The following is a 13,325-nucleotide window of genomic DNA, read 5'->3' on the forward strand; positions in this document are numbered from 1 at the left end:
TCGCAGGAGCCCGCAAAACCACGCACATGGTTAATTGACGCACTTGTCGGTTGAGCAAGGGCGGTTCAGCTTCAGCTCAGGTCCGAGGTGAGGACGCGGGGCTGCGTCCGCACCTCCTGCGGGCGGGCGGGGCGGGTGAGGCGGCGGCCGAGGCGCTGGGCGGGGGCCTCGATCCAGCGGTGGGACGCCCAGCTCAGCGCGACCAGCACCACGAGGAAGAGCGTCAGGCCGAGCAGGTCCTGCCGCGCGGGGATCTCCAGGAACTGCACCACCACCATCAGCAGCAGCGGATGCAGCAGGTACACCGAGAAGCTGATCGTGCCGAGGCCGGTCGCCCAGCGGGGGAAGCGCCGGTCCCGGAACCGCCACGCCAGCGCGAACGTGGCCGCCGCCAGCAGGACGGCCCCGGACCAGACGAGCTGCGCGTGCGGCCCGCCCTGGGCGTTGTGCCACGTCCCGGCGGCGACCGCCCCGGCCAGGACGGCGGCGGCCGTCAGGGCACCGGTGCGCCGGGTGATCTGGCCGTGCTCGGCGCGGTGGACGACCGTGCCCAGGAACATCACCGCCAGCATGATCAGGCCCTCCCAGGCGCCGATGCGGCCGTTCACCGTCACCAGCACGAGGGCGATGAGGCCGCCGAGCAGCCCGCCGGCCACCCGCGGCGCGGGACGCTTCGACACCGCCGCCGCGATCGCGACCACGAGCGCCGCCGTGGTCACCGCGACGACCGGGCCGGCGCCCGCCGTCCGCGACAGCAGGGCGCTCGGCGCGTACGCGCCCGTCAGCAGCCCGGTCGCGGTGAGCGAGACGGCGACCAGCGCGACGACCGTGAGCACGAGGGAGACCGACGCGGACCGCCGGTGCCCGCCCACCACGAACAGCGCGACGATCAGGAGGTAGAAGGCCATCTCGTACGAGAGCGTCCACAGCACGTTCATCGCGTTGGGGACGTCGAGGAGGTCCTGCAGCATGGTCACGTGCGCCAGTACGGCGGTGGCGGGGGAGTACTGCTCCAGGCCCGCCCGGAGCCCGAGGACGCCCAGCAGGAAGGGGAGCACCGCGAGGAGGCACGTCACCGCCAGCAGCGGGTAGATCCGGAAGAACCGGCCGATCCAGAAGTTGCGCACGCTTCCGCGCCGCTCCAGCGACACGGGGATGATGTAGCCGCTGACCAGGAAGAACACCAGGACGCCGCATCTGCCGGGATCGAACCAGTCGGTCAGCCACGTCCGGACCGAGGGCAGGTACACGTAGCTCGCGTGGTGCAGCGCCACCGCCAGGGCGGCTCCGCCGCGCAGCGCGTCGAGCCACCCTAGTCTGGACATAGAGGAAGAAACGCCCGAAGCAGCACCCATCCCGACAGACTAGGTGGAGTGGCTTGACCACGCGGCCGAACTCCAAGATCGCCAGGTCCTGACGGCGGTTCCCGGGCGGCACTGGGGCACCATGACAATCATGACGACGCTACCGCTGAACCCGGACGAACTGCTCACCACCACCCGTACGGTGCGCAAGCGCCTCGACCTGGACCGCCCCGTGCCCCTCGACCTCGTCCGCGAGTGCCTGGAGGTCGCGCTGCAGGCGCCGAGCGGGAGCAACCGGCAGGGCTGGCACTGGATCGTCGTCACCGACCCGGAGACCCGCGCCGCGATCGGGGAGCACTACCGGCGCGCGTTCAGCGCCTACGCGTCCTCCGGCGCCTCGGCCGCCACGCTGTACAAGGACGACCCGGGCCGCGCCGAGGTGCAGCGCCGCGTCGGCGACAGCGCCGCCCACCTCGCGGAGCGCATGGGCGACGTGCCCGTGCTGGTCATCCCGTGCCTGCGGCTGCACGGCGGGAAGCTCCCGGCCGGCAACCAGGCCGGCCTGTGGGGCTCGCTGCTGCCCGCCGTCTGGAGCTACGCCCTCGCGGCGCGGGCGCGCGGGCTCGGTACCGCGTGGACGTCGCTGCACCTCACCTACGAGGCCGAGGTGGCGGAAGTGCTCGGCCTGCCCGAGGACGTGCGGCAGGGCGCGCTCATCCCCACCGCCTACTACACCGGCGACACCTTCCGCCCGGCCCCGCGCGTCCCCCTCGACGAGGTCCTGCACGTCGACCGCTGGTAGGCGGCCACCCGTCCGGGGCCCGGTGATCCGCCGGGCCCCGGACGTCGGACGCGTCCCGGACCGTACACGGCCGATCTCTTATTGGCGCACCGCCAATAAGCTATTGCCGTAGCGCCAATAAGCCTCTAAGGTCATGCATCATCGGGTGGCGGGCCGACGGCCGCGGCCGCCCGGTCGAGTGGTCCGCGCCGCCGGCCGCCCCCGGCTGCGGCGACGCCGGCCCGCTCGGCCGCGAGCGCTACCGGAAGGGGCGGCAGCACATCTTCGACGACTGACTCCGGGAGCTCCCGGCTCCGGGACCGCCGCCGAATCCGCAGACCGCCGGCGGCCCCGCGTGACCAACGTCTTCGCGCCAGACGCACGCGGGGTCCGCCGGTTCCCTTTCGGCCATACCGCTTTACACCGCCGCCCGGACACCTGTAAGTATGTGCTTACCTTGAAGGTAAGTGCGTACTTGCACAGGACGCCGCCACCGCAAAGGAAGTGATAGGTCCCTTGTCCGCCATCGACATCCCGCGGCGGGTCCACGGCCTGCTGGACGAGGTCGGCGAGCTGTTCGTCATCGCCCTTGAGGCCGTCCGCCGGACGTGGGACGTGCGGAACTGGGTCTGGGAGTTCATCGAGCAGGCATGGTTCCTCGCCCGCGTGACGAGCCTGCCGGTGATCCTGGTGTCGCTGCCGCTCGGCGCCACGGTCGCCCTCCAGGTCGGGCAGCTCGCGGCCCAGCTCGGCGCCCAGTCCGCGACCGGCGGCGCCGTCGTGGTCGGCCTGGTGCGCGAGGTCGCGCCGATCGCCGCCGCACTGATCATCGCGGGGGCGGGCGGCTCGGCGATGACCGCCGACATGGGCGCCCGCCGGATCCGCGACGAGCTGTCGGCGATGGAGGCGATGGCGGTCAACCCCGTCCACCGGCTCGTCACCCCCCGGCTCTGGGCGGCCAGCCTCGTCTCGACGCTGCTGGCGTCCCTGGTCATCGTGTCGGGCGCGGCCGGCGGCTTCGTGTTCAACGTCCTGCTGCAGGACGTCACGCCCGGCGCCTACTTCGACGGCGCGGTGTCGCTGCTCCAGACGTCCGACCTGCTGGTGACGCTGCTGAAGGCGTGGCTGTTCGGGGTCGTCGCCGCCGTGGTGGCCTGCTACATGGGGATGACCTGCGCCGCGAGCCCCGTCGGCGTCGGCCGCGCCGTGAACCGCGCGATCGTCGTCGCGTTCCTGCTGGTGTTCGCCCTGAACTACGTGATCACGACGGTGTACTTCGTCGCGTTCCCGCCGAGGATCTGATGGCCGGACTGCCCGTGATGGAGAAGGTCGCCCCGCGCGCCGTCCGCGCCGGGTCGACGGCGCTCGAGCGCTCCGGCGACCTGGCCCAGTGGCCGGTGTTCGTCTACCGCATCCTGCTGTACTCGGTGCGGGACCTGATCCTGCGCCGCAAGTACACCAAGACCATCGCCCGGCACGTCAGCGACGTCGTCGTGGGCGTCGGCGCCAGCGTCGTCGGCGGCGGCATGATCTTCGTCATCTTCACGATGGCGTTCTTCGTCGGCACCGAGGTCGGGCTGCAGGGCTACACCGGGCTCCAGTCGATCGGCGCGCAGTCGTTCATGGGCCTGGTCGGGTCGTTCGCGAACGTCCGCGAGATCACCCCGGTGATCGCGGCGGTGGCGCTCGCCGCGCAGTGCGGGTCGGCGTTCACCGCGGAACTCGGCGCGATGCGCATCTCCGAGGAGATCGACGCCCTGGAGGTCATGGGCATCGGGTCGTTCGCCTACCTCGTGTGCACCCGCGTCGTGGCGGCGCTGATCGCGCTCGTCCCGCTGTACCTGATCGCGCTGTTCGCCAGCTTCTTCGCGACCCGGCTGATCAGCACGGGCTTCTTCGACCTGGCGCCCGGCGTGTACGACTACTACTTCCGGCTCTACCTGCCGACGATCGACCTGGTCTACAGCGCGATCAAGGTCGGGGTGTTCGCCTTCGCGGTGATCACCATCCACTGCTACTACGGCTACTACGCGACCGGCGGCCCGGCGGGCGTGGGCCGCGCCGCGGGCCGCGCGATCCGGCTGTCCATCATCGTCATCGTCGTGCTGAACCTGCTGCTGTCCTACGTGTTCTGGGGCAGCGGCGCGACCGTGAGGCTCACCGGATGATCAACGACGAGATCCCGCTGCCCCGCCGCCTGCTGATCAGCGCGCTCACGCTCGCGGTGCTGGCGACGGCGCTGTACGTGCTGATCGCCCGCCCGGGCCGCGACCCCGGGACGGTGCTCACCGCCGAGTTCGGCCGCGCCGGGCAGGGCCTCGGCACCGGCGCCCCCGTGAAGATCCGCGGCGTGACCGTCGGGACGGTGGAGGAGGTGGGGCTGACCGGCGGTGGGCGGGCGCGCCTCACCCTCCGGCTGGACAAGGGCACGCGGGTCCCCGACACCGTCACCGCGTCCATCGTGCCCGCGTCGGCGTTCGGCCCCAAGTACGTCGACCTGCTCCCGGGCGCGCACTCCCGCACCGGCCCCTACCTGGCGTCCGGCGCGCGGATCGCCCGCACCTCCGACCCGCGCGACCTGTCGGACCTGCTCGCCCGCGCCGACACCGCCCTCGGCTCCGTCGACGCGCGGGAGGTCCAGACGATCGTGCGGACGATCGCCGCGGGCCTCGACGGGCAGGGCGTCCGGCTCGGGGAGACCATCGACCAGACGGGGGTCCTGCTGAACGTCGCGCACCGCAACCGCGGCAACGCCCGCCGGTTCATCGGCGACGGCGCCGCCCTCGCCGGCGCCCTGTCCGACAAGGGCGACGAGCTGACCGGCATCTCCGGAAACACCAACACCGTGATCGACGCGGCCGCGCAGGGCAACGGCAGGCTCGCCGGGTTCGCCGACGGCCTCTCGGACGTGTCGCTGCTGGCCGCGCACGGTTTCGACAAGCGCGGCGGGCAGCTCGGCCAGGCGTTCCGGTCCTCCGAGCGCACCGCCCGCATCATCTACGCCCAGCTCGGCCTCGTCGGGAACGCCGTCCGCACCGGCAACCAGCTGCTGCCCCTCTACGGCGAGCTGACGTCGCTGCAAGGGATCGAAGGCAAGAACTACATCCGCTCGCAGGGGCTCCTGCCGTCCGACCCGTGCGGGCTGCTCCTCGGGCTGTGCGGCCCCAGCGGCTCCGTCCCGGCCCCGGGAGGCGGGTGACATGGCGAGGTTCCTCGGCAGCGCGCAGGCCCGCGCCCGCGCCGGCCTCGTCGTCCGCCTGGCGACGTTCGTGACGGTCACCGGCGTCCTCACCGCGTTCATCGGGATGCAGATCGCCCGCGTCGACACCGAGGGCGGCTGGCAGGTGAGCGCCACGTTCGACGACGCCAGCGGCCTGCTGAAGGGCGACGAGGTCAAGATCGCCGGAGCGCCGGTCGGCCGGGTGGACGAGGTGAAGGTGGTGGACGGCAAGGCCCGCGTCGCCCTCACCGTCCGCGACACGGTGAAGGTCCCCGCCGACACCGAGGCCGCGATCCGCTGGCGCGACGCCATGGGCCGGCGCGTCGTGTACCTGCTGCCGGGCAAGAGCCCCGAGAAGATGCGGCCCGGCGCGCACATCACCCGCACCCGCTCCGTCGTGGACGGCAGCGCGCTGATCGAGCAGCTCGGCCCCCTCGTCCGCAGCCTGGACGTCAAGGAGGTCAACACGGTCCTGGTGTCGCTGTCGCAGGCGCTCGACGGCAACGCGGAGAACATCGACCGCCTCATCGCCGACATCGACGTGCTGTCGGCGTCGATCGCGCGGCGCCGCGCGATGCTGAAGCGGATGCTGGACGACTACGCCACCGTCACCGGCATCATCGCCCGCCGCGACAAGCAGATCGGGTCCGCCGTCGACGACCTCGTCAGCCTCAGCGACGCGTTCGCCGGCAACCGCAAGCTCATCGACGGCAGCCTCGTCCAGCTCGCCGCCCTCACCCGGACGTCGGACACCGTCCTCGCGCGCAACGAACGCGAGCTCGGCCAGGTCATCGAGCGGCTCTCGGCGTTCAGCGCCGGCGTGGGCCGCAACCGCGCCGCCGTCCTCCAGCTCCTCCAGTCGGTGACGCCCAAGCTCCGCAACATCTTCGCCGCCGTCGACAACGGCCAGTTCGTGGAGGCCGCCATGCCGTGCCTGTCGCTCGCGGCGCCGCCCTGCCCGTACCCGACGCGGCTGCCGGGCCCGCGCGAGGGCGCGCACAGCGTCAACACGCCGGAGGCGCTGGAGAACCTGATCGTGGGGGGTACCCGGTGGGGATGAAATCGTTCCGGGACCGGAACCGGATCACGGTCGGGCTGGTCTCGGCGGGCACGCTGATCGCGCTCGTCGTCTCGGTCTACCTCGTCGGCACCCGCGGGCTGCTCCAGGACCGCTACACCATCACCGGCGTCTTCGCCGAGACCGGCAACCTGCGCGCCGGGGACGAGGTGCGGGTCGCCGGCGTCCGGGTCGGTGAGATCACCTCCGTGGAGCCCGACCACCGCCGCGGCCAGGTCGTGGTCGGCTGGAAGGTGGACGGCGAGATCGACCTCGGCCCCGCCACCCGCGCGGAGATCAAGGTCGCCAACGTGCTCGGCGGGCGGTACCTGCGGCTGTCCGGCCCGGTCGCCGAGCCGCACCTGGCCGACATGCCGGAGGACAAGCGCCGCATCCCCCTCGAACGCACCCAGGTGCCCACGACGATCAACAGCGTGCTGGACGACTCCGCCCGCACCGTGTCCAAGCTCGACACGCGGGCGATCAACAAGATCGTGGCCGAGCTGAACGGCATCGGCGACGAGGACCGCGGCAGGCTCGGCAACGCCCTGTCCAACCTCGCGGACCTCGCCGAGACGGTGAACGAGTCAGAGCCGCAGATCAAGGCGCTGCTCGACAACGGCGACCGTGTCCTCAAGCTCGCCAAGGCCAAGGACGCCGAGCTGTCCCGGCTGCTCACCAACGTCCAGATCATGCTGGACGAGCTGCGCAAGCGCCGCGCCGAGCTGTCCGCGTTCCTCGGCAGCGGCAGCCGCACCGTCGAGAGCCTCACCCGGGTCATCGACCGGCAGCAGGCGAAGCTGCTGTCGCTCGTCGCCGACCTGCGCGGCACGCTCGGCACCCTCCGCCCCGCGACCGGCGACTTCAACACGCTGCTCGCCTGGGCCGGGCCGACGCTGTCCGGGCTGGCCGGCACCGGCGGGCAGGGCCCCTGGCTGGAGGTCCTCGCCACCGGCCTCGGCCCGCTGTCCCCGCAGGACCTCGCGGGCCTCGCCGAACTCGCACCCCCGGAGGCCAGGCGATGAGAGAAGAGCAGCGGGGCCGGGCGATGAGACGTCCCGTCGCGGCCGCCACCGCCCTCGTGCTGACCGCCGCGCTCGGCGGCTGCGGGGTGGTGTCCGAGCCCACCTACCCGATGACCGTGTACTTCGCCTCGGCTCCGTCGCTCTACAAGGAGTCCCAGGTGAAGGTGATGGGCGCCGACGCCGGGACCATCACGGCCATCAGGAGCGAACGCCACCGCGTCCGCGTCGACATGAAGGTCAGGCGCTCCGTGCCCGTCCCGGCCGACGCGCACGCCGTGATCGAGTCCGCCGACGCGCTCGGCGAGCGGTTCGTCACCCTGCACCCCGTCTGGAAGCCCGGCATGCCGAAGGCCAAGCCGGGCACCGTCATCCCGCAGGAACGCACCGAGCTGCCCATCGAGATCGACGACGCGCTCGCCGCGTTCGCCAAGCTCAACGAGTCGATCGACGGGAGCGCCCTCGGGCCCGCCGTGCACCGCGCCGCCGAATCCCTGCGCGGCCGGGGCGACGGCATCAACGACGCGCTGCAGAACACGTCCGAGCTGACCCGCGACCTCGCCGCGCAGGACAAGCGGATCGTCTCCCTCGCCGACGGCCTGCACCACCTCGCCGCCGACCTCAACGCACGCGACAAGAAGCTGTCGGACCTGCTCAGGTCCTTCTCCACCACCGGCAGCACCCTCGCCCAGGAACGCCGGGCGCTGCGCGACTTCATCGCGGGCCTCGCCGCCGCGATCCGCAAGAGCGAGGTGCTCGTCACCGCCTACCGGGAGACGCTGCCGAGCACCGTCGCCGACCTGTCCAACATCATCCTGACGCTGAAGGGCAACGTCGCCGGCCTCACGCAGGCCATCGACAGCCTCGGCCGGTTCGCCGACGTCGCCATCGACGCGTGGGACCGCCGCAACCACGTCGCCACCATCCGCGTCGTCGTGCACGGCACCGTCCGGGCGTGGCTCCAGCCGCTCTTCACCGCGCTGGGCTGGGGCGCCGTCCCCTGCGCCGAGGGCAACCGGGACCTCGGCGACTGCGCTCCGCCGCCGGGAGGGCCGTGATGACACGGAGACTCGTGACCTGCGCGCTCGTCGCCGCGCTGATCGTCGGCCTCGGGGGATGCTCCCTGCGGACGGCCGGCGCGCCGAAGGGCGACATGACCCTGCACGCCACCTTCGACGACGTGCAGAGCCTCGTCCCGGGGCACAGCGTCCAGGTCGCCGACATCCGCGTCGGCACCGTCACCGCCGTCCGGCTGGACGGCTACCGCGCCCGCGTCACCATGTCGCTGCGCGACGACCGGCGCATCCCCACGGGGACCACCGCCACGATCGCCAAGTCGTCCCTGCTCGGCGAGAACTACGTGCGGCTCGACCTCGCGCCGGGCCGCCGCCTCGACACCGGCCCGTACCTCGCGTCCGGGCAGGCCATCGACCGCACCGCCGTCCAGCCCGACCTGGAGCAGATCAGCGCGAAGGTCGGGCCGCTCCTCGCGGCGCTCGGCGGCCAGGACATCGCCACCATCAGCGGCGAGTCCGCCACCGCGCTCGGCGGCCGGGGACGCAAGCTCAACACGCTCATCGCCCGCGCCACCGAGGTCGGCGACCAGTACGCCGCGGCCAGCAACGACCTGGGCCGCGCGCTCGACTCGCTCGCGCAGCTCGGCACCTCGCTCCGCGAGGGCTCCAAAGAGCTCGACCGGCTGCCGGGCAACGTCGAACTCGCCACCCGCCGGCTGCAGGACGACCGCGACAACCTCAAACGCACCATCGAGGCGCTCTTGGAACTGGCCACCTCGGTCAACGGCAACGTGCAGCAGCGGCACGCCGCGCGGCTCGCCGCCCTCCTGGCCCGTGCCGACGAACTGCTCACCGCCGCCCTGCGCGGACGCGACGAGCTGAAGGCCCTCACCGGGTCGGTCCTGGACTTCCTGCGCGGCCCCTCCGTGTCGCACAGCGGCCAGGCCCTCCTCTTCCTGTGGATCAAGGGTTTCCTGCCGCACCCCGGCGCCGCCGCCACCGCGGCGTCCGGCGGGCGGCAGGACCTCAACGGACTGCTGAGGCCGCGCTCATGAGGTATCCCCGCGTCGCCGTCAACCTGGTCTTCTTCGTCCTGCTGGGCATCGCCCTCACGGTGTGGGCGGTGCGCAGCCTCATCCACATCGACGCGCTCGAACGGCCCTTCACCGTCACGGCCGACTTCGAGACCTCGCCCGGCCTGCACGGCGACCTGGAGGTCACCCACCTCGGCGTCGCCGTCGGCGAGGTCGGGGACATCAGGCTGGAGGGCGACCACGTCGCCGTCACCCTCGACATCCGCCGCGAGGCCCGGATCCCCGCCGGCGTCGGCGCCCGCGTCCTGCGCAAGTCCGCGATCGGCGAGCCGTACATCGAGCTGACCCCGGCCAAGACGGACGAGTCCCGGACGCTGAAGAACGGCGACCACATCCCGATCTCCCGCACCGCCGGGACCACCGACTACAAGCAGCTGTTCGAGGGGCTCAGCGGCACCCTCGACGCCGTCGACCCGCGCGACACCCGCACCCTCGTCCACGAACTGGCCACCGGTCTCGAAGGGCGCGGCACCGACCTGCACGACATGATCTCCGACACCCACCGCCTCACCGGGACGCTCGCCGCCGAGGCCGGAACGCTGGACGCCATGTCCCGCGAGCTGACCCGCCTCACCGCCACGCTCACGGCCCACCGCGGCGACATCGCGTCCGGCGTCAACGACCTGGCGCTGTTCAGCACGGCCCTGCGGCAGTCGACCCGCGACCTGAACAGCGTCCTCGACGAGGGTCCCGGCGCCATGCGGAACATGCACGCCCTCCTCCAGGAGGCCCGTCCCGGCCTCGACTGCCTGCTCAGCGCGGCGGCGACGCCCACCGCCCCGCTGATGACGGCCGAGAACCAGCAGAAGATCACCCACGTGCTGCGGCTCGTGCCGACCCTCCGGGCCCTCGTGGCGGACGTCACCGACGTCGAACCCACCGGGCGGTACATCCGCGTCTCGCCCGTCATCACCCTCACCGGCTCCAAGGCGGCGACCGAGTACACGACCCCGGTCGCCAAGCCCACCGCGCCGCGCCTCACCTACTGCGACGCGAACGTCAAGGACCCGGAGGTCGCGGCGGCCGCCGCGAAGATCAAGCCCACGCCGGGGATGCGGCCCGGCACCGGTGCCGCCGGCACCTCGCCGAACGCCGACCTCCGGCCGGTGAGCGGCACCGAGGAACACCCGTCCGCGCGCTGGCTGCCGCTGCTGCCGCCCGTGCTCGGCGGCGTGATCGTCCTCGCCACCGCCTGCAACGCACTGCGCGCCCTCGTCCGGCGCCGTACCGACTGAGCCCCGGAGGACCCGTGACCAGGACCGACACCACCAAGCCCACCAAGCCGGAGGAGACCGAGACCTCCGGCGAGGAGGAGACCGCCATGGAGGAGCCCCTCAAGGTGAAGGGCGTCGAGAAGGAGTCCGGTGAGGCGGTCGCCGGCAAGCGGGCGTGGGCGCGGATGCCGGGCAAGGCGGCGCTGGTCAGGGCGACGGTCGCGGTGGCGCTCGTCGGGTCGGTGGTCACGGCCGGGCTGCAGTGGTACCAGGCCGACCAGGCGGCGCAGCGGGACGCGGAGCGCCGGGAGGTCCGGTCCAGCGCGGCCGAGTTCGGCGAGGCGCTGCTCAGCTACGACCACACCAAGCTCCAGGCGGCGCGCGACCGGGTCCTCGGGCTGGCGTCGGACGACTTCGCCAAGACCTACGACGAGGCGTTCACCGGCGGCCTCGAAGGCGTCATCACGAAGCTGAAGGCGAGCGCGACCGCGACGGTCCGCACCGTCTACCTGGAAGAGATCGAGGCGGGCACCGCGAAGGCCGTCGTCGTCATGGACTCCGAGGTGACCAGCACGGCGGGAACCCGCCGCGTCCTCGGCTCCTACCTCGACATGCGGCTGACGCGCCGCGGCGACGAGTGGAAGGTCACCGAGGTCACCTCGGTCGGCGCGGCGAACGAGACCATGACCGACCCCGACGGCGAGCAGCAGAAGCCGGACGCGGGCGTCCCGTCCCCCGACCCGAGCCCGTGAGCGGAACGGGACAGGGCCGGTGCCACGCAGGTGCGGGGAATGGCACCGGCCCTGAGCTCAGCTGACCCCGGCGGCCGCGGGCCGGGGCCTCATGGGAGGGCGTTGAGGAACGGTTCGTGGCTGTTCATGAACTCCCATCCGTGGTAGCGGTCCCAGTTGATCGACCAGGTCATCAGCCCGCGCAAGGCAGGTGACGTCCCGCCGCGGAGGGTGTACGAGCCGCAGTCCTGGCCCTCGACCAGGCAGTTCAGCGCCTGGTGCACCTGTACGGGCGGGGTGTGGCCGTTGCCCGCGCTGACGGCGGCGGGCAGGCCGAAGGCGATCTGGTCGGGGCGCAGGCCGGGGAACGTGCGGCCGGTGTTCCCGACCGTGAACCCGGCCTTCACCATGTCGGTCATCGCGATGTGGAAATCGGCGCCGCCCATCGTGTGGTACTGGCCGTCCAGCCCCATGACCGGGCCGGAGTTGTAGTCCTGGACGTGCAGGACGGTCAGGTCGTCGCGCACGGCGTGGATCACCGGCAGGTACGCGCCCCTCCGGTTGTCGCCGCCCGCGCTGCCGGGGCCGTAGAACTGGTGGCCGACCTGCACGAAGAACGTCTCGGGCGCCATCGTCAGGACGAAGTCGTCCCCGTACCGGGCCTTCAGCGACCGCAGCGCCGAGATCAGGTTGACGATCACCGGTGTGGTGGGGGCGCGGAAGTCGGTGTCGCCCGCGTCGAGGTAGAGGGAGTGGCCCTCGAAGTCGATGTCCAGACCGTCCAGCCCGTACCGGTCGATGATCTCGGAGACCGACCGGACGAACGCGTCCCGCGCGGCGGCCGTCGTGAGCTGCACCTGGCCGTTCTGGCCGCCGATCGAGATCAGCACCTTCTTGCCCTGCGCCTGCTTGGCGCGGACGGCGGCGGCGAACTCGGCCTCGCTCTCCACGTTCGGGCACTCGCTCACCGGGCAGCGGGTGAACCGGATGTCGCCGGACGTGGGCGACGTCGGCTCACCGAATGCGAGGTTGATGATGTCCCAGGCGTCCGGGACGTCCGCCAGCCGCACGTACCCGGAACCGTTGGCGAAGCTCGCGTGCAGGTAGCCGATGAGCGCGTGCTTCGGGAGGCCGGTGTCGGCGCAGCCGCTCGTCCGGGCGCTTACGGTCGCGGACCTGGCGGACTCTCCGGCGTCGTTGTAGGCGGCGACCGTGTAGCTGTGCGAGCTGCATACCGCGAGGTTCGAGATGGTGGTGCTCGTCCCGGGCACGGTGGCGCGCAGGGTGGAGCCCTCGTAGATGCGGTAACCGGTCACGTCCCCTGTGGCCGGGGTCCATGACAGGGAGATGGAGGTGTCGGTGACGGTATCGACCCTGGGTGTTCCGGGGGTGCCGGGTACTCCTGGCTGGGGTTCGCCACCTGGGCCGTCCAGGACGACGTCGTCGGCGTGGTACGTCCCGTTGCCGTACCAGCCGTGGAGGAAGATCTCCGCGGACGTCTGGTCCGCGCCCGTGGTGAAGGAGACCGCCAGCTTGGTGAAGTCGGCGGCCGAGGGCGTCCACGTGGACGTCCCGCCGGCCACACCGAGGTAGACGTAGTTGCCGCGCACCCACGCCGACAGTTCGTATGCGGTGTTCGGCTGAACGTTGACGGTCTGCGTGCACCGGCCGGTGTCACCCGCGGTCACTCCGCCCGCGAGCGCGTACGACCCCGTCCGCACCGGGGCGGTCACCACCGATCCGCCGGAGCATGTCCAATTCGCGAGCGACCCGCTCTCGAAACCGGCGTTGGCCAGCACGTTCGCCGCCTGCGCGGGGCCGGTGACGCCGACCAGCAGCCCGGCGACCACGGCCGCCAAGACCCAGATTCTCTTCATCACGGCCCC

12 protein-coding genes are annotated in these 13,325 nt (G+C 72.2%); 10 read left to right on the forward strand and 2 right to left on the reverse strand.

The annotated features are described in order from the left end of the window. Positions 1-71: 71 nt before the first annotated feature. Positions 72-1,325, reverse strand: a complete 1,254-nt coding sequence (locus IEZ03_RS18075; protein WP_184881664.1) for an acyltransferase family protein — start codon at positions 1,323-1,325, stop codon at positions 72-74. Positions 1,326-1,455: 130 nt separating this feature from the next. Between IEZ03_RS18075 and IEZ03_RS18080 the strand changes: the two genes are divergently transcribed. From IEZ03_RS18080 to IEZ03_RS18125, 10 genes are all read left to right on the forward strand, one after another. After that, positions 1,456-2,106 carry a nitroreductase family protein gene (locus IEZ03_RS18080; protein WP_229808373.1) on the forward strand — a complete coding sequence of 217 codons (651 nt, stop codon included), beginning with the start codon at positions 1,456-1,458 and terminating at the stop codon, positions 2,104-2,106. A 495-nt stretch (positions 2,107-2,601) separates the two neighbouring features. Beyond that, a complete protein-coding gene (locus IEZ03_RS18085) occupies positions 2,602-3,387 on the forward strand; it encodes an MlaE family ABC transporter permease (protein ID WP_229808374.1) in 786 nt (261 codons plus the stop codon). Further along, positions 3,387-4,253, forward strand: a complete 867-nt coding sequence (locus tag IEZ03_RS18090) for an ABC transporter permease (RefSeq protein WP_229808375.1) — start codon at positions 3,387-3,389, stop codon at positions 4,251-4,253. Before IEZ03_RS18085 ends, IEZ03_RS18090 begins: the two co-directional genes overlap by 1 nt. Continuing rightward, a complete protein-coding gene (locus tag IEZ03_RS18095; protein WP_184881668.1) occupies positions 4,250-5,284 on the forward strand; it encodes an MlaD family protein in 1,035 nt (344 codons plus the stop codon). The genes IEZ03_RS18090 and IEZ03_RS18095 overlap by 4 nt, the downstream gene beginning before the upstream one ends. Position 5,285: 1 nt before the next feature. Further along, positions 5,286-6,365, forward strand: coding sequence for an MCE family protein (locus IEZ03_RS18100; protein WP_184881670.1), 1,080 nt, complete (start codon positions 5,286-5,288; stop codon positions 6,363-6,365). After that, positions 6,362-7,387: an MlaD family protein gene (locus IEZ03_RS18105; protein ID WP_221480597.1), complete on the forward strand. Its 1,026-nt coding sequence runs from the start codon at positions 6,362-6,364 to the stop codon at positions 7,385-7,387. The genes IEZ03_RS18100 and IEZ03_RS18105 overlap by 4 nt, the downstream gene beginning before the upstream one ends. 23 nt (positions 7,388-7,410) lie before the next feature. Continuing rightward, positions 7,411-8,442 (forward strand): MCE family protein, encoded by a 1,032-nt coding sequence (locus IEZ03_RS18110; RefSeq protein ID WP_189241216.1) that lies wholly within the window; start codon positions 7,411-7,413, stop codon positions 8,440-8,442. Then, complete coding sequence (locus IEZ03_RS18115; RefSeq protein WP_184881676.1) at positions 8,442-9,455, forward strand: MlaD family protein; 1,014 nt, start codon at positions 8,442-8,444, stop codon at positions 9,453-9,455. Before IEZ03_RS18110 ends, IEZ03_RS18115 begins: the two co-directional genes overlap by 1 nt. Continuing rightward, positions 9,452-10,729: an MlaD family protein gene (locus tag IEZ03_RS18120; RefSeq protein ID WP_184881678.1), complete on the forward strand. Its 1,278-nt coding sequence runs from the start codon at positions 9,452-9,454 to the stop codon at positions 10,727-10,729. The genes IEZ03_RS18115 and IEZ03_RS18120 overlap by 4 nt, the downstream gene beginning before the upstream one ends. A gap of 14 nt (positions 10,730-10,743) precedes the next feature. Beyond that, positions 10,744-11,460: a hypothetical protein gene (locus IEZ03_RS18125; protein WP_184881680.1), complete on the forward strand. Its 717-nt coding sequence runs from the start codon at positions 10,744-10,746 to the stop codon at positions 11,458-11,460. 89 nt (positions 11,461-11,549) lie between these two features. On the opposite strand, the gene IEZ03_RS18130 is transcribed toward IEZ03_RS18125, so the two are convergent. Next, a complete protein-coding gene (locus IEZ03_RS18130) occupies positions 11,550-13,316 on the reverse strand; it encodes a chitinase (protein WP_184881682.1) in 1,767 nt (588 codons plus the stop codon). Positions 13,317-13,325: the final 9 nt, after the last annotated feature.

It is taken from the genome of Actinomadura livida (assembly GCF_014648675.1).
In the GTDB taxonomy this organism is placed as follows: Bacteria; Actinomycetota; Actinomycetes; order Streptosporangiales; family Streptosporangiaceae; genus Spirillospora; species Spirillospora livida.

Bases quoted from the DNA above. Each gene is read 5' to 3' on its own strand.
- IEZ03_RS18075 (WP_184881664.1), bottom strand. From the start codon at position 1,325: ATGTCCAGACTAGGGTGGCTCGACGCGCTGCGCGGCGGAGCCGCCCTG.
- IEZ03_RS18080 (WP_229808373.1), top strand. From the start codon at position 1,456: ATGACGACGCTACCGCTGAACCCGGACGAACTGCTCACCACCACCCGT.
- IEZ03_RS18090 (WP_229808375.1), top strand. From the start codon at position 3,387: ATGGCCGGACTGCCCGTGATGGAGAAGGTCGCCCCGCGCGCCGTCCGC.
- IEZ03_RS18095 (WP_184881668.1), top strand. From the start codon at position 4,250: ATGATCAACGACGAGATCCCGCTGCCCCGCCGCCTGCTGATCAGCGCG.
- IEZ03_RS18100 (WP_184881670.1), top strand. From the start codon at position 5,286: ATGGCGAGGTTCCTCGGCAGCGCGCAGGCCCGCGCCCGCGCCGGCCTC.
- IEZ03_RS18105 (WP_221480597.1), top strand. From the start codon at position 6,362: ATGAAATCGTTCCGGGACCGGAACCGGATCACGGTCGGGCTGGTCTCG.
- IEZ03_RS18110 (WP_189241216.1), top strand. From the start codon at position 7,411: ATGAGACGTCCCGTCGCGGCCGCCACCGCCCTCGTGCTGACCGCCGCG.
- IEZ03_RS18115 (WP_184881676.1), top strand. From the start codon at position 8,442: ATGACACGGAGACTCGTGACCTGCGCGCTCGTCGCCGCGCTGATCGTC.
- IEZ03_RS18120 (WP_184881678.1), top strand. From the start codon at position 9,452: ATGAGGTATCCCCGCGTCGCCGTCAACCTGGTCTTCTTCGTCCTGCTG.
- IEZ03_RS18130 (WP_184881682.1), bottom strand. From the start codon at position 13,316: ATGAAGAGAATCTGGGTCTTGGCGGCCGTGGTCGCCGGGCTGCTGGTC.